Annotated in this window: 20 protein-coding genes; 18 read left to right on the top strand and 2 right to left on the bottom strand. The window is 64.0% G+C overall.

Annotated features, from left to right (window positions below; all coding sequences use genetic code 11):
* Positions 1–5 precede the first annotated feature (5 nt).
* From ET21_RS0108675 to ET21_RS0108620, 12 genes are all read left to right on the top strand, one after another.
* A complete protein-coding gene (locus ET21_RS0108675; RefSeq protein ID WP_030539361.1) occupies positions 6–332 on the top strand; it encodes a hypothetical protein in 327 nt (108 codons plus the stop codon).
* Positions 329–562, top strand: coding sequence for a hypothetical protein (locus tag ET21_RS0108670; protein WP_030539360.1), 234 nt, complete (start codon positions 329–331; stop codon positions 560–562). The genes ET21_RS0108675 and ET21_RS0108670 overlap by 4 nt, the downstream gene beginning before the upstream one ends.
* Positions 552–1244 (top strand): conjugal transfer protein TraW, encoded by a 693-nt coding sequence (locus tag ET21_RS0108665; protein ID WP_030539359.1) that lies wholly within the window; start codon positions 552–554, stop codon positions 1242–1244. The genes ET21_RS0108670 and ET21_RS0108665 overlap by 11 nt, the downstream gene beginning before the upstream one ends.
* Positions 1241–2257: a TraU family protein gene (locus tag ET21_RS0108660; protein ID WP_030539358.1), complete on the top strand. Its 1017-nt coding sequence runs from the start codon at positions 1241–1243 to the stop codon at positions 2255–2257. The genes ET21_RS0108665 and ET21_RS0108660 overlap by 4 nt, the downstream gene beginning before the upstream one ends.
* A 251-nt stretch (positions 2258–2508) precedes the next feature.
* Positions 2509–4365: a hypothetical protein gene (locus tag ET21_RS0108655; RefSeq protein ID WP_030539357.1), complete on the top strand. Its 1857-nt coding sequence runs from the start codon at positions 2509–2511 to the stop codon at positions 4363–4365.
* A complete protein-coding gene (traN, locus tag ET21_RS0108650; RefSeq protein ID WP_030539356.1) occupies positions 4362–5486 on the top strand; it encodes a conjugal transfer protein TraN in 1125 nt (374 codons plus the stop codon). The genes ET21_RS0108655 and traN overlap by 4 nt, the downstream gene beginning before the upstream one ends.
* Positions 5458–6315, top strand: a complete 858-nt coding sequence (locus ET21_RS0108645; protein ID WP_030539355.1) for a type-F conjugative transfer system pilin assembly protein TrbC — start codon at positions 5458–5460, stop codon at positions 6313–6315. Before traN ends, ET21_RS0108645 begins: the two co-directional genes overlap by 29 nt.
* Positions 6316–6427: 112 nt before the next feature.
* Positions 6428–6892, top strand: a complete 465-nt coding sequence (locus ET21_RS0108640; protein WP_337587954.1) for a S26 family signal peptidase — start codon at positions 6428–6430, stop codon at positions 6890–6892.
* A gap of 53 nt (positions 6893–6945) precedes the next feature.
* Entirely contained in the window at positions 6946–7782 is an 837-nt protein-coding gene (locus tag ET21_RS0108635) for a conjugal transfer protein TraF (protein ID WP_051768072.1), read from the top strand.
* Complete coding sequence (locus ET21_RS0108630) at positions 7782–8357, top strand: hypothetical protein (protein WP_030539352.1); 576 nt, start codon at positions 7782–7784, stop codon at positions 8355–8357. Before ET21_RS0108635 ends, ET21_RS0108630 begins: the two co-directional genes overlap by 1 nt.
* A 53-nt stretch (positions 8358–8410) precedes the next feature.
* Complete coding sequence (locus ET21_RS0108625; RefSeq protein ID WP_030539351.1) at positions 8411–9832, top strand: conjugal transfer protein TraH; 1422 nt, start codon at positions 8411–8413, stop codon at positions 9830–9832.
* A 13-nt stretch (positions 9833–9845) separates the two neighbouring features.
* A complete protein-coding gene (locus tag ET21_RS0108620; protein WP_030539350.1) occupies positions 9846–13613 on the top strand; it encodes a conjugal transfer protein TraG N-terminal domain-containing protein in 3768 nt (1255 codons plus the stop codon).
* Here ET21_RS0108620 and ET21_RS0108615 read toward each other — a convergent pair.
* Entirely contained in the window at positions 13610–14086 is a 477-nt protein-coding gene (locus ET21_RS0108615; RefSeq protein WP_037470547.1) for a hypothetical protein, read from the bottom strand. The genes ET21_RS0108620 and ET21_RS0108615 overlap by 4 nt on opposite strands.
* 116 nt (positions 14087–14202) lie before the next feature.
* Here ET21_RS0108615 and ET21_RS0108610 point away from each other — a divergent pair, with 116 nt between their 5' ends.
* From ET21_RS0108610 to ET21_RS0108585, 6 genes are all read left to right on the top strand, one after another.
* On the top strand, positions 14203–14838 hold the full coding sequence (locus ET21_RS0108610; RefSeq protein ID WP_030539348.1) for a hypothetical protein: 636 nt from the start codon (positions 14203–14205) through the stop codon (positions 14836–14838).
* Between the two features lie 6 nt (positions 14839–14844).
* Positions 14845–15405 (top strand): RES family NAD+ phosphorylase, encoded by a 561-nt coding sequence (locus ET21_RS0108605; protein WP_030539347.1) that lies wholly within the window; start codon positions 14845–14847, stop codon positions 15403–15405.
* Positions 15406–15500: 95 nt separating this feature from the next.
* Positions 15501–15797 (top strand): type II toxin-antitoxin system Phd/YefM family antitoxin, encoded by a 297-nt coding sequence (locus ET21_RS0108600; RefSeq protein ID WP_030539346.1) that lies wholly within the window; start codon positions 15501–15503, stop codon positions 15795–15797.
* On the top strand, positions 15794–16246 hold the full coding sequence (locus ET21_RS0108595; RefSeq protein ID WP_030539345.1) for a type II toxin-antitoxin system VapC family toxin: 453 nt from the start codon (positions 15794–15796) through the stop codon (positions 16244–16246). Before ET21_RS0108600 ends, ET21_RS0108595 begins: the two co-directional genes overlap by 4 nt.
* A gap of 18 nt (positions 16247–16264) precedes the next feature.
* On the top strand, positions 16265–17179 hold the full coding sequence (locus tag ET21_RS0108590; protein ID WP_030539344.1) for a HEPN domain-containing protein: 915 nt from the start codon (positions 16265–16267) through the stop codon (positions 17177–17179).
* Positions 17180–17266: 87 nt separating this feature from the next.
* Positions 17267–17635, top strand: a complete 369-nt coding sequence (locus ET21_RS0108585; protein ID WP_237751525.1) for a hypothetical protein — start codon at positions 17267–17269, stop codon at positions 17633–17635.
* A gap of 27 nt (positions 17636–17662) precedes the next feature.
* Here ET21_RS0108585 and ET21_RS0108580 read toward each other — a convergent pair whose 3' ends face one another.
* Positions 17663–17899: an AraC family transcriptional regulator gene (locus tag ET21_RS0108580; RefSeq protein WP_237751527.1), complete on the bottom strand. Its 237-nt coding sequence runs from the start codon at positions 17897–17899 to the stop codon at positions 17663–17665.
* Positions 17900–17963 lie beyond the last annotated feature (64 nt).

Here is a 17963-nt window from a genome sequence, read left to right as displayed (position 1 = left end):
TCGCCATGACACGCTATAGGCCGCACCCCGATCAGCTTCCGCTCAACTGGTCCGACAACGAGGCCATCGAAATCATTGTCGAGCAACGACTTGCCGAGCGGTTCGAAGCGGAGTCGTTCCAGTGGCGCTTCCGGCTCGTGATGATCGAGACCGCAATGATGGGACTGCTGGTGCTCGTCGCCGGGTTGTTCCTCAAGCAGCCGACCATGTTGGTACTGCGCGCTTCGCTCATCGTCGCCGCATCCTGCCTCGCGACTGGCCTCCTGCTGCTGAGCCTCTCAGCGGGCACCGCGAAGCTGATGAGCCGTCTGCGCCGGTGGAGACGGCGATGAATGGGCTTATCTCTTCCACGCCCTCGCAATCGGCAGTCCGGCTCACCATCAGCGGCTTCCTGCTCTTGGCTGTCCAGAGCGCGCTCTTGCTGATGTCGCCGTCGCTCACCCGCGATGCCGGCACGCTGATCTGGGTTCTGACCCCGCTCGCGCTTTGCGCATTCGTCGCCGCTCTTGTCGGCGTTCCCGAGCCTCCCGAGGGGCATTGGAGGCAACGCCATGGCCGCTGATCTGTTGCGACGGGTCCGTCGCGGGCCGATCCTCCTTGTGTTCCTGACGGGTAATGCGCTGGCCGTCGCTGCGGCATTCGCCGCGACCCCACCATTCGGCGGCGGCGCCCAATCGCGCAGCACAATTGGACGGACCTGGCCGATCGCGGAGCCCGATGCCCTTGCCGAGATCGAGGCCAAGGTCGTGGCTCTGCCGAGCGACATGAGCAAGGCGTTCGGCCCGCGCGACAAATGGAGCGCGCTCAAGGCGGCCCCGCTCGGTGTCGCCGGCGCCGATCGCGTCCGCAGTGTCGTCCCCTTCTACACGCTCGACTTCGACATCACGCTCCCGGGCGGCAAGACGCTCTACCCGAAGGGCTTCACCTTCAACCCGCTGACCTATGTGAGGCTGCCGCAACGCCTTGTCGTCGTGCATCCGCGCGACCTTGCCTGGGCGCTTCGCAATGCTCGAGCGAGTGACTTCATCCTGCTGTCGGCGCTTGGGGCACAGAATGGCGACGCGATCGATCTGCGCGAAAAGACCGGCCGGGCGATCTATATTCTGGAGGAGCGGGTCAAGCAGCGTCTGGGGCTCACCGTCGCGCCGGTTATCGTCGAGCAGTCCGGCACGCGGCTCGTCCTCACCGAATTTGGTCCGAAAAGCCGGACTGCCGCGACGGCCGCGAACGGGGCGACGCGATGATCGGGCGCGTTCCCTTCCTCGTCACCGGACTCGTCATCGGCCTTCTGATGACGCTCGCCTGGCCGAGCCGGGCCCACGCCTCGAAATGCGAGGCGGGCACCGTCTTCAACCCGATCACCAAGGTGCGCTGGACCTGCATCTTTCCGATCACGGTCGGCGGCATTCGGGTCGGGAGTTTCGACAAGCTCGATAAGACGCTCGACGCACAATCCTCGTCCAAGCCGCTGTGCGCCTGCCGCAAAGGTCTCCAGTTCTGGTTCGGGGTCAAGGTCTCCTACTGGTCGCCGAACCGGATGGTCGATGTCGTGACCGAACCCGGCTGCATGATGGCGCTCGGCGCCGACCTGCTGCCGACCGGCGGCAAGCTGCAAGGGAGCCAGTCATCCATTTCGGACGGCACCAACACCCGCAAGATGTTCGCGCAGGTGCACTATTACATCTCGCCGGTCTGGGCGATGCTCGACATGTTCACCGACCTGCCGTGCCTCGAGAATGACGGGTTCGACGTCGCCATGATCACCGAGGTGCTGCCGACCTGGCAGTCGGGGACGCTCGGCGCGATCATCCAGCCAGAGGGCATTCTTTTCGGGAATCCCGCCGCCGGTCTCGCCTGCATGGGCGATAGCGCCGCGGCAGCTGCGGGCAAGGTGATCGACCCCCTGTTCTGGTGCATGGGCTCGTGGGGCGCGACCTATCCGATCGCCGGCGACATCCATTTCGACGACAGCGTCGAGGCCTGGGCGGGGCTCGCAGCGCGCGGTGTCTTCATGATGGGGCGCCTCGGCGCGCTCACGATCAGCTCTGAGGACGGCTGCTCTTTCGTGCCGCAGCCCGTCTGGACCAAGTCCCGCTACAAGCTCCAGATCATGGAGCCGGTGAAGGGCGGCAAGTGCGTCAACATCGGCCGCCCCGGCTCGCTCTGGTCTTCGGCCAAGCATGCGCCGGGCAAGGACAACGCCCAGTTCATGCTCTTCGAAAAGGTGATCTGCTGCGCCGGGATACCGGTGCCATGAGTGGGTCGCTTTCCCCCTGTTCCGCGCGAGACAGCCGTCCATTCCGGAGGTCTGTTCGCCAAGGCCCCTACGGCCGATGGCTTCCGCGCGGGACCGGAGCGGCGCCGCTATGCCCCCCTGGCGGCGTCGCTCCACCCCCGGCCAGCGCGGCCGCAACGCTCCCCCGACGGGATCGGCGCTTCCTCTTCGCCTGTTCCGTCATGGCGACCGCGCTGGCCATCTCGCTCACGTCGCCCGCCGGGGCACAGACGATGGAAGATCGCGCCCGTGCGGCCGCAGAAGCATCGCGCACAAAGACCAGCGATAGCGACGCGCTTCAGCAGAACTATGTGACGCCGGGCCTAGCCGGTCAGCAGATTTCGACCGTCGACAACAGTCGCACGTTCGCACCGAACATCGCGTGCCAGAAAACCGCGACGATGCTGGAGGTGCTGGTGCAACCGGCGTCGAGCGGCGATCTCGGCAAGGTCACCATCGCGCGCGACACAGATCTCGACGGGACTGTCGATAGCACGGCGAACCTTGCCGTGCCGGTATCAGGCATCTGCGCGAATGGCGTCGTCTCCTGCCAGCCCGGCACCTGGAACAATTGCAGCTTCTTCCGCTGGGATGTCGACGCTGCAAAGGCGCTCAAGCTGACCTCTGTCGACATGCCCAGACTCGCGGGCTGCTACTGCCTCAACAACAGCTGCGGCACCAACCTCGCATGGGGCAACATGGCGTCGGTGCTGCGCGATCTTGGGGGAGGGATGATCGGCGCGCTTACCACGGCCGACCCGCGCTATGGAATCGCCGAAGCCGTGATCGACGGTCCGTCGATCCGTTATGTCGGTGCGCAATCCACCGCCTGCTCCACAAATCCCGACCTTCCCCAGACCGCCTATCGCGCCAATCCGGCGACGATCGCGTCGGATGCCTATTCCGCGTCCACAAGCAATCCCGTGTTCCAGGCGCTCAAGGGGTCGGCGACCGGCACGGGCACCGCGCTTGCATTTCGCCATTGCTCGATCGAGCGGCGGGTGACCGTGTTGAAGCCCGGCGCTGAGGATATCATCAGCCGAACCTCGGGCGGCTATTCCACGATACAGAACGGCTCGTCCTTCGATTTCCTGATGGGCTCACCGGCGGATAACAGCCTCGCCGGCGGAAGCTGCACGCTCATCGACTTTCGCATGACGTTGCATGTGAGCGACCCCGACCGCATCGTCGACGCTCGGCTTGCCGAGTTCTTTGCCGACGATTGGGCGCAGGTGTGGATCGATGGGCAGCTGATCGGCTCGGGTCCGTCCGCCTGGACCACGCTCGGACTTCCGCCGAGCAAATGCGAGCTCAAGAAGACCTTCTATTCCTACCCGAACCTCGATCTGCGGCCCTATCTGACCGCCGGTGATCATGAGATCTGGCTGCGCGTCGCAGTCGCATCGGGTGGCGAAGGCTTCGCGCAGGTCCATGTCGACGTCGACAATAGCTGCAAGACGCTGGAGCAGGTCGTCGACGGTTGCGGAGCGATCGCCTCCGATCCGCAATGCAAGCTCGACAGCGAGCTGGTCGATGGTGTGCAGACCTGGATCAACGGCGTCGCGACCGGGCTGCGCCCCCTTCCCCAGACCCGCATTTTGGGCGGGCCGAGCTGCCCGACACAACTCACGCGCGATTTCTTCCTGAAGGACCGCACCTACCGGTGCGCGGTCGATGACATCGCGCAGCCCGACATGAGCCGCGGCGCCTATATCATCGACCATTCGACCGAGACGATGCTGGCCGACCGGACGCTCCAGAGCGACGGAAGCTACGCGACATCGGCGCGGGCCTTCACCCTTCCCGATCGCGGCTCGGTGCCGGCCTGCGAGCCCGTGTGCAAGACCCGCGCACGCAAGGCCAACAGCGAGGCAGCGCCCGATGGCGTCGTGGGCGCGAAACAGAATGTGCCGACCGGCTACGACACCTTCTTTCACGCCTGCACTGCTGACAATCAATGCCCGGCAGGTCCTGGCGAAGAAGTTGTCTCCGCCTGCGGATGCCTCGACGATTTTCCCGAAGCGGTGGTGATGATGCAGACCGTGCGTCTCGCCGGCGCCGACATGGTCTGCACGGGGAGCGTGCAATGATGGGCCTCCCGACAACGAGATACTGGTATCTGGACCCGCGCGGTGCGGCCCTCGCGCTGGTGCTCGGGGCGGGTCTCGCTCTCGCCTGCCCGAGTTCCGCCCGGGCGCAGCAGATCTGTGCGGCCGATCTTAACAACAATGGTGATGCGGCCGATGAAGGCGAACAGGCGAGCTGCCGTTCCACCACCAGTGGCGCGTGGCTCTGCCCGATCCAGGAGGTCGACTGCGTCGCTGACGCCATGGGCCAGTATAGCTGTCCGGTCGGACCGCAATATGCATGCCTTGTGAAAGCTGCTGGCGGCCCCCCGGCGTGCTCGCCCAATCAATGCGCGGATCTCGCGACCAACCCCATCGTGGAAGAGCCGCCGATGGACGATCCAGGCACCGAGCCGGATGGCGGCATCGATGCCGACGGCAATTGCCTTGGAACGATCGAGATATTCTCGGGCCGTGGAGTCCGCTGCCGGCCCGCCGGGCTTTCGACCACCTTCGCGAACTGCTGCAAGGACAAGGGAAAGATCGTCAAGGACGGTATGGGTTCGTCCATCTCGTCGATCGGCACCAAGATCGCGGTGGCCAAGGGCGTGTTCACCGGAATGAAGGCCGCCTACACGGCGTTCAAGGCAGGCGCGACCGCGAGCCAGGCGGCAAGTTCGGGCGCAAATGCGCTGATCGTCGGCCTCGACCCGACCTCGCTCGCCGTCAGTCTCGCGATCAACTTCATGATCGATTTCCTGTTCTCCGGCTGCGACCAGCAGGACATGGAGACGGCGATGCTGCGCTCGTCAGGCATGTGCCACGAGATCGGCATCTATTGCACCTCGAGCTTTCTCGGGATCTGTCTGCAGAAGGCCCGCGGCCATTGCTGCTTCAACACCAAGCTCGGCCGCATCATCCAGGAGCAGGGCCGGCCCCAGCTCAAGGCCTTCAACGGCAATCTGTGGGGCACGGCCAAGAAGCCGATGTGCCGCGGGTTCACTCCGCAAGAGTTTCAGGCGCTCGATTTCAGCAAGATGGATCTCTCCGAATATTATGCGGACATCGAAGCCCGCGCCCAATCCGACATTCAAATCGACATGGGGGAGCGCATCGATGCGTATCTCAAAGCGGTCAATCCATAGCGCCGCCCTTCTTGTGCTGCTGGGCACGGCGACCGCCACGCTCGCGCAGGACAGCGCGCGGCAATCTGCCACCGATCAGGGTCAGGCCAGCATGGACCGGCTCGAAAGCGCCATCGCGCGCGGCAAGGAGGATGCGGCACATCTGCCCGATCCCAGACTTCCGCGCACGGACAACCCCGCCAACCGGCGGCGCGCGTTCGACGGCCTGCACAAGCGACTTGCCGAGCCGGACATGGAAGCACGCGCTCGCGCCGCGCAGGCCCGCGGCGAGGCAGGCCTCGCGTCTGAGCGAGAGCGACAGGCCAAGGCGCTCCGCCAGGCGCTGGGCCTTGAGCCTGCCGAAGAGCAGTCGCTCGCCAGGGCGAGCCCGGTGGCCGCTGCCAAGGGCTGGGTGCCGGTCCTGTTCGTGTCCTCATCCATGCCGATCTCGACGCTACGCAATTATGCGGTCCAGCTCGAGAAGGTCCGCGGTGTGATGGCGTTTCGTGGCGTGCCGGGCGGTCTCAAGAAAATGGGTCCGATGGCGAAGCTCACCGCGCAGATCCTGCGGCTCGATCCCGGCTGCGAAGGCCCGAACTGCATCATGCGCGACGTCCAGCTCATCATCGACCCGCTCGTCTTTCGCCAGCATGGGATCGCCCAGGTCCCGGCGCTCGCCATGATCCCCGGCGATCCGACCCAGGCCTATTGCGAGCGCGACGATGAAAGCCCGCGCGCGACCCATGTCGTCTTCGGCGATAGCGCGCTTTCCGGAATGTTCGAAGAATATGCCCGCCTCGGCGGGAAGGAGGAGGTAAGCCATGCTCAGGCTCTTCTGGGCGCTCGCTAGGGCGATCGCCAGCTTGTGGCCGCGTCTGCGCCGATTGCCTCGCAAGGCGGCAATTGCGCTTGGAGCGCCGGGGCCTGAGCAGCCGGCACGGCCCGAGCGGCTCTTGCGCGCCATGATCGTCGTCCTGCCGGTTGCTCTGATCGCGGCGCTCGTCGTACCGCAGGTCAATCTGGTCATGACGCCGTCGATCGAGGCCTTCGCGGTGCGCAAGAGCCCGGGGCCGATTGCCCGCGGCGACTATGTCATGTTCACGCTTCATCATCCAATCGCCGGGCCGAACCCGGTGTCCGTCACCAAGCACGCGCTCTGCATGGCGGGCGACCGCCTGACGATGTTCGAGACCCCGTCACCTCTGGTCCCGCATAGCAGGGACGGTCACTATTTTTGCAACGGGGAGCTTCTGGGTGTCAGCCTTCCGCAAGCCCATAATGGGATGAAGCTCGACCATATGAGGTGGAGCGGGATCATTCCCATCGGGATGGTCTATGTCGGCTCGACGCATCCGCGCGGCTTCGACAGTCGTTATTTCGGACTCCTGCAGATCGCGCGACTGACCCGGATGGAGCGCATCCTGTGAGCGGGGGGAGACTCGCCGCGGCCGGCGTCGCCTGCGCGCTTCTGCTCCCGGCGATGGCAGGCGCGCAGACGGCCGGCCAAACCCCGGGGCCGCACCAAGGCTATTGGTGGTACGAGGCCCCCAAGCCCAAGGCTGATGAGAGGCAGGAGCCCGAGGCGCTCGCGAAGCCGGTCATCCCGCCCATGGCTGAGCTTGCGACCTGGACGCCGCCAAGGATCCGCAAGCTCATCGAGGAGCAGCGTGACTATGCAGCGACTGTGCTGACGGTCGATGCCGTCGCGGATTTCTGGCGGCTCCAGGATTTCGCTCGTCGCAAGGCACGGGCGTTCGCGGGCGTCACCCAGATCGCGATGCTGCGATATCCCGAACTCAACTCGAAGTCCGCGAACCCGATGGTCGGTGACGCCCGTTCCGAGCTGACCGCCGAGAAGGATGCCATTCGTCGGTCCTATCTGCGCGCCCATGCCGGCGAGTTCGCGCTGGTCATGTTCTCGCGTTCGACCTGCGGCTATTGCCGTGTCCAGTGGCCAATCATCCAGCGTTTTCAGGAAGAGGTGGGCTGGCAGGTCACGCTGATGGATATCGACAAGCGGCCCGATCTCAGGGAGCGGTTTGGAGTAGAAATCACACCGACGACGATGGTCATCCGGCGAGGTAGCCAGCAGCGCATGATCATTGCCTCGGGCGTCGAGGCTTATCCCAACCTCGCGCAGATGGCCTATCAGGCGGTGCGTCTCCTGCGCGGCGACATCCGCCCGGAGCAGTTCATGACTGGCCCAGGCGAGGACGCGGGTTTCTTCGACGCGCTGGGCAACGGCCCTGTATCGGCGAGCGACCCGAGGGCGTTGGGCGGCGATCTCGTGGACGCCTCCAGCGAGCCGAGGCGATGATGCGCGGTCTCATCCTCCTCGGAATTCCCGGCCTTGTGATCGGCACCGGCTCAGCGGCGGCGCAGACCGTGACGCGCGAGGACGCCATGCGGGCCGCGATCCACCCGGTCGGCGACGCGAAGACCTTGCAGGCCTGGCTGTCGCGCGTTCCGATGACGCGCGACTTTCCCGACGACTTCAATGCGACGCTGCGCGGACATGGCGCCGCGTTCGTCATCGAGATGACGACAGCGCCGGGCTGTATTCCCTGCGGTGACCTCTGGACCAAGCTGACGGTGCTGGGGACGCGCTATGGCTGGCAGGTCCACACGATCAGCGGCCAGGAAGCGATGATCCGATCGGGACGTCTCGGACTGCCCTGGGTCGGGCATCCGGTCGCGTGGGTGAGGCCGGTCGCCGACGACACGCGCGTTGTGCCTGTGGCGATCGGCACCGACCATTCGCCCAATCTGGCCCGCAATCTCTATCTGGCCGCGAAGATGCTGACGGGGGTGCGACTCGACGTCGGCGTCAGGGCCATGTCCAAGTTCACCGGCATCGTGGGGCTGCCGGCGACCCGAACAGGAAGGCGCTGAGCAATGGCGGACTCGGTCCTTTCTTCCTCATTTCAAATCGTGCGGAGTCCGCCATGCTCGCTTGCCATCGCGCTATCGTCCATTCGCTGATCGCCCTTCTCGCGACGATCGTTGCCGCGGCTCCCGCTCACGCGCAGAGCTGGGCGGAGAGCTGGTTCGACAATGTGACCTATACCTCTCCTGGCAGCTTCGAGGACCAGACGCGCGGCTACATCACGGCCGGTGGCATGTCGGGCCGCGTCGACGTCCACAACGACTATCTCATGTCGGTCAGCCTGCCCAAGGTCCGCGCCGGCTGCGGGGGCATCGACATGTTCCTGGGCGGCATGTCGTTCCTCGATCCCGACTACCTCGTCCAGAAGCTCGAAAGCATCCTTCAGGCCGCGCCCGCAGTCGCATTCCAGTATCTGCTCGAAACGCTCGACGAGAAGATGGGAAACATCATCTCGAAGATGGAGGCGGCGACAAACTTCCTGAACTCCATCCAGGTGAACGATTGCCGGCTCGCCAACCGCATGGTCCAGATTGCGAAGGGCGACGACAATATGTCGGGAATCATCGAGGAGATGACCGGCTATCGCTCCGTCAAGCAAGGGTTCGCCAAGAGCTATCAGCAGAGCCGCGAGAGAATCGAGGCCAATAACAACAATCCCACCGAGGATCTGAAGGACGCGCTCGCCAACTGCCCGGCGGAAGTGACGGAGATCTTCCGCACCGGCTCGCTTCTTGCCCATGCCGCGCAGCGCGTCGGTGCCAGCGACTGGGCGAGCGTCATGCGTGCACGGGTCGGTGACGTCTATATGCGCTGGGATGATGGCGACCGCGTTCCACTCTTCACGGCCATTCCACAGTGCCCGGCGCAGGATACGGAAAGCGCGCAGGATTTCCTGACAGGCCGGGTCCAGCGCCGCACGCTCAATTTCCCGCCGACCGGCGCCGACTGCGGGCAGGATGGCAGCGGGCGAGGAGCACTCGTTCTGGCGCGGGAGCGCATGCAGTCGATCGCCACCAAGATCCGCACGCGTGCCGCCCTGTCGGCCGAGGAGCGGCAGTTCGTGGCCAATGTCCGGACGCTGCCGGTCTATCGGATGCTCGAATGGGGTGTGCGCCAGGGCGTCGTCGACTCGGTGATCGGCGACACGGACGAACTTGTCGGGCTCACCCTCGCCTATCAGATGCTCAACGACCTCACCCGCACCATCGACTTCACGGTGACGAATGCCGAGCGCGGGGCGACGGTGGCGGGGTCAACCGACGGCAACAACAAAAACGTCTGCCAGACACGAATATTGTCCAAGGGCATCGAGCAGTTGCGCGATCTCAGGGATGAAGTGCTGCGCCAGCGCGCGCAGATGCGTCAGAGCTACATGGCGGCGCTCAATCAGGCCAACCTCTCAGCCAATTATGCGGGACTCCTGCGTGAACGCGACCGCGATGCCCGCGACGCCGCCGGCGCTGCGGCCCGTAATCAATAGGATCGGACCCGCGATGCGTCGGCTTGCCAGGCTTTCTGCCGCCCTTCCCGCCCTGTTCCTCGCCTCGCCCGCACTGGCGGTCGATACGAGCTTCCATACCTATGACGGCTTTGCCGAGACGGTGGACGCCTTCCGCCTGGTCTCGATGATCTTCGGGGATCCACGCTACGAGACGCTGGTGATGATCGTCGCAACAGTCGGGATCGGACTCGGCGCGATCATCGCGAGCGTGCGCGGGTCCGGAATGGGGCTGGTCGCCTTCGGGTTTCAGATTCTCATAGGTGTCGGCCTGTTCGTCGGGCTTATCGCCACAACCGGCACGGTCCATGTCTACGACCGGGTGCGCAACGCCTATCAGCCGGTCGGCGGGGTTCCCAACCTCCTCGTGCTCGTTGCAGGCGCGACCAACATGATCGAGCGGGCGATGGTTGAGACGATCGACGACAACACGCTCGATCCCAATGCCAAGATCGAATTCGGAGCCGGCGGGCACAGCTTCGACCTGTTCCTGAACGCCGTTTCGCCGCGCGGGCCGATGACCGACGTATTCCTGGATGCGACGATCAAGGACTATGTGCGCCAATGCTATCCCGTGGCCCGGGTGTCGGCCGCTTATGGCGTGGACGATGACCAGCTCTTTCGGACCTCTACCGATTTGCCCACCTCTTTTTCGGCGATGGCTGGGCCCGCCACCTTCTCGACGGTCTATACCGAATCCGACAAGGGAGGCACGACGGTCAGTTGCAGCGAGGCGTGGACGCATATCTCGGACCGCCTCTCGGATCCGGTCCTGTTTGATGGCTACACCAAGCAGATCTGCGCCCGGACCGGCTACGACACGGAGAATGCGCAGCAGATGGTTCGGTGCCGGGAGCAGCTCGGCGAAATGGGCCAGATGATGCTTGGCCGTCCCCTGAGCGCTCAGGCGTTCCTGACGCACATCCTCCTCGGCAACACGGTGGGCGACGTGCTGTTCGAAGATTCACCGGCGAGCGCTGCGAGAGTCATGGCCAATCGGGCTGTCATCTCCAACGGCCTCGCGACTATGTCGGTGGCGAACGAATGGATGCCGACAATCCGCGCCACGGTGTTCGGCATCATGCTTTTCATGATCCCGATCGCGCTCCTGTTCATCCTGACGCCGATCAATCTGCGGGTGGCGAGCTTCGCGCTCGGCATGTTCGTGTTCGTCGCCCTCTGGGGAGTTATCGACGCGGGCATCTATCAGCTCACGCTCGGTCGTGCGACGGCGACGCTCGCGGAGCTACGCTCGAACGCGCTTGCGGCCAATGCCTGGCTGCTCGCGCCTTCGGCCGCGATGAAGGCGCTGGCGATCTTTGGCAGCTTCCGCACGGCGGCGGCCGGCCTTGCCGGCGCGTTCGTCTTTACCGTGTTCCGCTTCAGCGGCAATGTGTTCACGTCCTTCACGTCGGGTTCCCTCGGCGTAGCGAGCCAAGGCACGGCCGCCGCAGCGCCAATGGGTACAGCCGAGGGTCAAGCGTCGGCGCTGGAAGCGCAGGCCTCGGCAATGGGCACTCGCTCCCGTGCCGCGGCGGCAGCGAGCTTCGGTGACTTCGGGGAACGATCGACCTTCGGTGCCAGTCGCGTCTTCGGCGAGGCAAGCCATATCCTTGGCGAGCGACCCGGCACCTCAGGTGGGACGGCAATGGCGATCGGCGGCATCGAGGGCGCTCGTCAGTTCGGGAGCCTTGCACCGGCCTTGGCCGGCCGGGATCTGGCCGATCCGGCGGTTGCACGCACCGTCCAGGCCAACGCCGCGACCACCGCGATCCACCAGTTTGCCGAGAAGGATGCACTCCGGAGCCTGGGGACCAGCTATTTCGGACAGGGCGAGGCTGGTGAGAGGACGTTCGCGGCCTTCAGCCAGAACCTCGTGCAATGGCGGGCGTTCGGCGATCAGCGGGCTTACGGCATGATGATGCAGGGGGCGGCGCGACATTTCGAGCGGGCCGGCTACTCGGCGAGCGATGCCGAACTCAAAGCCTCTGGGGTGATCGGAGAGGCCCGGGCCGACCCGACCTTCGCCAAGCTGATCGCCAATACCTTCGACCAGGAGCAGATGCTGAGGAACGACCTCACGTCGGCGCAGGTCCAGGTCGGTGCGATGGAAGGAAGGCGCGACTATGCCGGTGATAATGTCGCCGGCGTCGAGCGCGCCAATGTCGCGACCGAGCAGGGCTGGCGCAGCGGCAGCAACCAAGGGCAGCGCGAGGCGGCCTCGATGCTCGGTCTGTCCGTCGATGAAACCGCGCGCCGCGTCGGGTTCATCAATGCGCTTTCCGGCGAGGCTCGCAGCTCCGCCATCACTCAGCTTTCGCGCGCGACTGGTCGAAATGAGGCGCAGGTCGTGGCAGCGCTCGAGCGCTACAATGCCGCTGTGCAGGTGGGCACAGCCGACGGCGCAAGCGCCGAAGCGGGGCGCGAAGGGACAAGCGTCTACGGGCGCACCCGGGAGGCTGCGGGCTATGACTTCGCCGAGCGTTCAGGCAGGCTCGACGCGCAGCGTGAGGTTGGGACCGATGGCACGCGAGGGGCAGCGCGGATCGGCGAGCAGCGGCGGCAGTCGGAGAATTTCGGCTATGCCGAGGGCGCTGCCGCCGCCGGTGTCTCGACGCGCGAGGCAGCCCGCCTGGACAGCTTCATTCAGGCGTTGAGCCGCACCGCGGGCAATCAAGTCGACATGTCCGAAGGTGGCGCTGGCGGTATCGCCGATCGCGCTCGAAACGATCGTCTCACCTCAATCGTCGACCGGGAGCGGTTGACCCGGATGCAAGGCCTGCTCGCCGAAAACGGCATCAGTCTGTCGAAGCGCCAGATCGCGATGGATCAGAATGGCGACCTCAGCCTCAACCTTACTCCCGAGACGGCGGCTGCCATGTGGAGCGCCGGCCTCATCAACGAGAGCCAGCTCGGCGCGATCGCAAATGGCGGGCATGCCCGTTTCAGCTTCGCGCACAACGACCTCCTCGTCTCCAGCGGCACCGATTTCAGCCGGTCGGCCCGCAGCGACTCCAGCACGCGATTCGAGGCTGGGAAGCAGGCGGGCCCGGACACGATCGAGCATTTCATGGGGGGAGGCGCGGAAGGCCAGGCCATGCTTGCCAACTGGCTCCGCGGCGGGTTCGAGATGGACCGCAAGGGCGAATGGCGCCTGAAGCCGCAGGTCGCCGATACGCTCCAGCGCGATGTTCAGGCGGTCATGGCCCAGACCGGCTGGCAGAGGAGCCTGTCACGATCGGCGCAGGACCAAGTCACAATGGGAACCAATGTAGGCATCGATGTGGGCCGCTCTGTCGGGGTCACTGATACCGAAACGTCTGGCGGGCGCGCTAACATTGCGGGTCGCGGGCGGCAGGCTCCGCAAGGACCCATCGAGAGGAAGGACCGTACCACGGGAGGGCATTTCGGAGCCAAAGTCGGCTTTGAAAGCCGCGATACGGGCAGCACCAGCGAGACCGCTCAGTCTTCGCTCGATATCGTCAACTATGACGTGCGCGATTCCATTGCGGCTGCCGAGCGGACCGCTGCCCGCTCCAACAATCCCGAAGCGACTTTCTCTCGCGAATTGTCGAACCGCATCCTGGGTAGCAAAGGCATGCGCAATCGCTACCTCCAGGACGCGGACAATGGGCGCGCCACGTTCGACGTCACCGGACCGCTGACGTCCCTGGAACAGAACTCGGTTCTCGCGAAGGGCAGCTTCTCTACGGATATCGCCGGCAGTCCTGGCGACGGCGATAGCAGCTTCAAAAAGCGTTAGCGGTGCTTCCCTGTGTGCGGATTGATGTACCCTGCATTGAGCGGATTCAAAGGGTTTCCAATCCAGAGGGGTCCCGAGCGAGGGTCGAACATGTCGGTTCCCTTCCCGATGTTATCCAGAAAGCGATGATCCTCTTCCTGCCTGCGTCTTGCGTGGAATGCTTCCTCCTCTTCATCGGTCAGAGGTTTTCCATCGCCCGATCCAACGAACTCATCCAGGCGCTCTCGCACATAGCCGACGCCCAGCACCATGAGCGCCGTCATCGGGAAGAACAGGACATTCAGATAGCCGGCCAGAGCACCGCCGTAAAACGCGGCAAGCATAGGGCTGCGGGTCACGGCAGCCATTCCCAGCCACCAGACCGGAATGGCGGACCACCAAAATTTCGCATACCATGGCCGCCAGAGCCACCTTGACAGCTTCGGCAGGTCAGCGGCGCTTTCCACCTGATGTTCGTCGATGGGAGCGTCCACCGGGAAATCCTTTCGGTTTGCCCTTAGCATCTTCGAGATCAACCGTCATCAGAAAATGACGGAGAAGCCTTGTCTTCCCTGTCAAACTCCCTATTGTTGGGACAGGAAGGACAGACATGGCCAGCAACGCCTCCATCGTCAAATCGGATCGGCGACCGACCACTCGTCGGATCGTTTCCGGAACCGACACGCTCCGCCGAAAGGCCTTGGAGAAGCTCACGCTTGCCATCGCCAAAGCGGTGGAGTCCGCAAGCGATGATACGTTGGCAGACATCGTGGGCTCTCATGATTTGCGCCATGCCCTGGTCGTCGCACCGCGAGACATCGCGCCGGAAGCGCCGGCCGATCTGGAGGCGCTCAAAGCGGCGCGCGAGCGGACTGGCCAATTTCGCGAGGACATGGCAACGCGTGCTGGCGGGATGTTCGATCGCCCCCATGTCGCGGAAATGCTCGGCGTCTCCGTTGCGGCGATCGAAAAGCAGAGGCAACGGCGTCAGATCCTTGGCGTGCCCTATGGTTCCGAAAATCGGTTTCCCGCCGCGCAGTTTATCAATGGTGAGACGGTCCCGCATCTCAAACGGGTGCTCGAGGCGTTTGACGACACCAACCCTTGGGAACAGCTGATGCTGCTTACCACCCCGCTCGAAGGATTTGGCGGCGAGCCGGAAACCGCGCTCGAAATCTTGCGGCGCAGGCCCGATCAGGAGACGGTTCGCCAGTTGGTCGCCCTCGCGACAGCGTGGACGTCCTGACCCAACATGGCGGCTGCGCTATTGCGCCGGATCAACGCCGGCGCACGTCTTCATAGAATCCATCGCAGGGGTCACAATGCGATCTTTTTCGGTCCGCTCGATGACGCGCCGGTCGCGCGCTTCGACGCGCCCGATGGCAGCTACAAGGTTCTGTATGCCGCACGATCGCTCGAAACGGCGTTCGGCGAAACTCTGGTCCGCTTGCCGGCGATTCCCCATATCACCTCAACCGCAGTCCAAAGTCGCCTGCACAGCGAGTTGGTGCCCACACGGGCGCTGAGACTTTACCCGCTCCTGGACTCAGGTGTCTCAGCCCATGGGCTCTCATTCACGGAGCTTCACGGCGATGTATACGTGAAAACCCGGGAGGTAAGCCGGGTCATTCATGAGACCACGTCGGCGGACGGCATCCTTTACACGTCCCGTTTCGACAATCAGCGTTGCGTGGCGATCTTCGACCGGGCGGCCGAAGCGATCAAGCTCGGGTCAAGGCACGATTTGGTCATTGGCCCTGCCGAGGCAGCTTCGCTCGCTGGCCATTTCGGAAAAACTTATGTCGAGCCCTGACGCGGACCGCTGGCAATCCATCCAAAACCTCTCGACCCGCTTGCAGACCCAGGGCTGGCAAGCTATGTCTGACTAGCTAGTCAGGAGAATGCAAGATGGGCACGGCCATTCGCAAGGGACAACGTGGCAAGTCCGGTTCGGGCGGCACATGGAAACTCGAAGATGCAAAGGCCCGGTTCAGCGAGGTCGTCAGGCGCGCCCAGAGCGAGGGACCGCAGCGCGTCACTGTTCGCGGTCGGGAGGCCGTGGTGGTGATGAGCGTCGATGAACTGGACCGGCTGCTGCCCAAGGATGCGGGCAAACCGGCGTTCGTTCCGTTCCTCGAGAGCCTCGGGCTCGACGGCCTCAACCTTGAGCGGGAGATCGACCGCGGGCGGGACGCCACCTTGTGATAGGCTGGTTGCTGGACACTCATATCGTATCCGCGTTGGCGAACCCGAACGGTGCGCCGAGCGTCAAGGCATGGGCAACGGCGCAACCCGAACACCGGATGTTCCTAAGCGTTCTGGCACTCGCGGAGTATGACAAGGGCATTCACAATCTCGAGCCAGACCATCCGGATCGTTCGCGCTATATCGCAGCGCGCGGCGCCCTCGCGGAGCGCTTCAGCGACCGGCTGCTCTCCGTCGATGACGCCATCGTTTACCGCTGGGGCGCCATCTCGGGTGAGGTGAAGCGACGGACGGGACAGGCCCCGCCGGTGATCGACACGCTGCTCGCCGCGACCGCGATCGAGCACGACCTCTTTTTCGTGACGCGCAACATCAAGGATACGCGGCACAGCGGCGCCGTGATCTTCAATCCCTGGGAAGACGAGCCATCGCGCTTCCCGCTCACCTGACCCGAATGACAAGAGACGATGAAAACCGAACTCGATCACCTTCCAGCAAACAAGCGGCGCGATCTCGATCGGATCGTTCGAATCCTGTTCGAGGAGTTCGAAGATGCGCTTGGCGAACCGACCGGGCCGCGCAAGCTTGGCCGCATCCTCAAGGTCATCCTCTTCGGCTCCTATGCGACCGGCGGATGGGTCGATGAGCCTTACACCAAGAGAGGCTATCAATCGGATTACGATCTGCTCATCATCGTCAATCAGAAGGAGCTGACGGACAGGATCGAATATTGGGAGAAAGCCGCCGACCGGTTGGATCGCGAGTGGTCAATCCTGCATCGACTGACGGCGCCCGTGAATTTCATCGTCCACACTCTGCAGGAGGTGAACGACGGTCTGGCCCATGGCCGATATTTCTTCATGGACATCGCGCGCGACGGCATCGCCCTGTATCAGGTCGACAACAGCGAACTGCACGAGCCCAGGCCCAAGACGCCGCAGCAAGCCTATGACATGGCGAAAGCTTATTTCGATCAGTGGTTTGAGCTGGCCGTATCCTCGCGGATGGGCTTTCAGTTCTTCTACGACAACAAGCAATTTCCCGACGCAGCCTATAACCTCCAGCAGGCGTGCGAGCGCCTCTATTACTGCGTTCTGCTCGTCTACACCTTCTACACTCCCTATAGCCACAACCTCAAATTTCTCCGGACGCGCGCGGAGAAGATTTCTGCGCGCCTCGTCGAGGCCTGGCCGAGGGGGACCCGCAAGCAGGAAGCGTATTTCAACAAGCTCAAAGACGCCTATGTGAAAGCCAGGCATTCCGAGCATTTCAAGATGACGGAGGAGGAGTTCGCATACCTCTCCGAGCGCGTTGAGGTGCTTGGCACGATCGTCAACGAACTCTGCCAGGAGAGGCTGTCAGAGCTGCGCGCGCCGCTTTAGACCAGCATCGGGATACCCTCTCGGATTGGCTGAGAGGACCGACGCTCCCTATTCGGCAGGCCGGAGGAATTTATGCCCGAAGAGAGAGTGCCTGACGAAGCAATGCGCAGGGTCGCTCTGGCGCTCGTCGAGCATTGTGTCCGCAATACCCGGCTGGAGGACATCCACGCCGGCACCGTGCCGGACAGCCTCAGCGGCGATTTCAGCGATGTGAAGGTGGTCACGCCCTATGGCGAGATTCCCTGGGTGCAAACCTCTCGAATCTCCGATGCGGAGATGAAGGCGTTGATGATCGACATCGTCAACAAGGTCTACACGTTCCTCACGCACCTTGAAGATGTGGTGGTTCTGCGGGATTCCGCGCGCTGGAATCGGCCCGAGCATGACCCTGCCCTGCTCGCCTTCGCTAATCGTCGTGCGGCTGCTCGAGAAGCGAAAGGCGAAAACAAGGACTGAGGGACATGCCGCGCGCGCTATTGAAGTTCAGCACCTGCAGGTCTGACGGCGCCATTTTGCAGGGGTGATGCCGGAGGCTTTGGCAAACGCCTTGGTGAAGTGAGCCTGGTCGGAGAATCCGCATTCGAGAGCGACTTGCACCAGGGGCAGCGCGGTATCGGCCAGGAGGCGTTTTGCGCGCACGATGCGCTGCTGCACGAACCAGGCATAGGGTGCGATCCCTACCGTGTTCCTGAAAGCTCGCACGAAATAGCAAAGCGACAACCGGCACAAGGACGGTAAGCGGGGTCTGGCGGCCGCCTTGCGCAGCGCCCATTCGCCGGGATGA

The sequence above is a fragment of the Sphingobium sp. DC-2 genome (assembly GCF_000722555.1).
Taxonomy (GTDB): domain Bacteria; phylum Pseudomonadota; class Alphaproteobacteria; order Sphingomonadales; family Sphingomonadaceae; genus Sphingobium; species Sphingobium quisquiliarum.
The sequence above is the reverse complement of the archived record's forward strand: the minus strand, read 5'-3'. Positions and strand labels throughout refer to the sequence as shown.

Coding starts and splice junctions, on each gene's coding strand:
- ET21_RS0108675 (WP_030539361.1), top strand. CDS start 6: ATGACACGCTATAGGCCGCACCCCGATCAGCTTCCGCTCAACTGGTCC.
- ET21_RS0108670 (WP_030539360.1), top strand. CDS start 329: ATGAATGGGCTTATCTCTTCCACGCCCTCGCAATCGGCAGTCCGGCTC.
- ET21_RS0108665 (WP_030539359.1), top strand. CDS start 552: ATGGCCGCTGATCTGTTGCGACGGGTCCGTCGCGGGCCGATCCTCCTT.
- ET21_RS0108660 (WP_030539358.1), top strand. CDS start 1,241: ATGATCGGGCGCGTTCCCTTCCTCGTCACCGGACTCGTCATCGGCCTT.
- ET21_RS0108655 (WP_030539357.1), top strand. CDS start 2,509: ATGGAAGATCGCGCCCGTGCGGCCGCAGAAGCATCGCGCACAAAGACC.
- traN (WP_030539356.1), top strand. CDS start 4,362: ATGATGGGCCTCCCGACAACGAGATACTGGTATCTGGACCCGCGCGGT.
- ET21_RS0108645 (WP_030539355.1), top strand. CDS start 5,458: ATGCGTATCTCAAAGCGGTCAATCCATAGCGCCGCCCTTCTTGTGCTG.
- ET21_RS0108640 (WP_337587954.1), top strand. CDS start 6,428: ATGATCGTCGTCCTGCCGGTTGCTCTGATCGCGGCGCTCGTCGTACCG.
- ET21_RS0108635 (WP_051768072.1), top strand. CDS start 6,946: ATGGCAGGCGCGCAGACGGCCGGCCAAACCCCGGGGCCGCACCAAGGC.
- ET21_RS0108630 (WP_030539352.1), top strand. CDS start 7,782: ATGCGCGGTCTCATCCTCCTCGGAATTCCCGGCCTTGTGATCGGCACC.
- ET21_RS0108625 (WP_030539351.1), top strand. CDS start 8,411: ATGCTCGCTTGCCATCGCGCTATCGTCCATTCGCTGATCGCCCTTCTC.
- ET21_RS0108620 (WP_030539350.1), top strand. CDS start 9,846: ATGCGTCGGCTTGCCAGGCTTTCTGCCGCCCTTCCCGCCCTGTTCCTC.
- ET21_RS0108610 (WP_030539348.1), top strand. CDS start 14,203: ATGGCCAGCAACGCCTCCATCGTCAAATCGGATCGGCGACCGACCACT.
- ET21_RS0108605 (WP_030539347.1), top strand. CDS start 14,845: ATGGCGGCTGCGCTATTGCGCCGGATCAACGCCGGCGCACGTCTTCAT.
- ET21_RS0108600 (WP_030539346.1), top strand. CDS start 15,501: ATGGGCACGGCCATTCGCAAGGGACAACGTGGCAAGTCCGGTTCGGGC.
- ET21_RS0108590 (WP_030539344.1), top strand. CDS start 16,265: ATGAAAACCGAACTCGATCACCTTCCAGCAAACAAGCGGCGCGATCTC.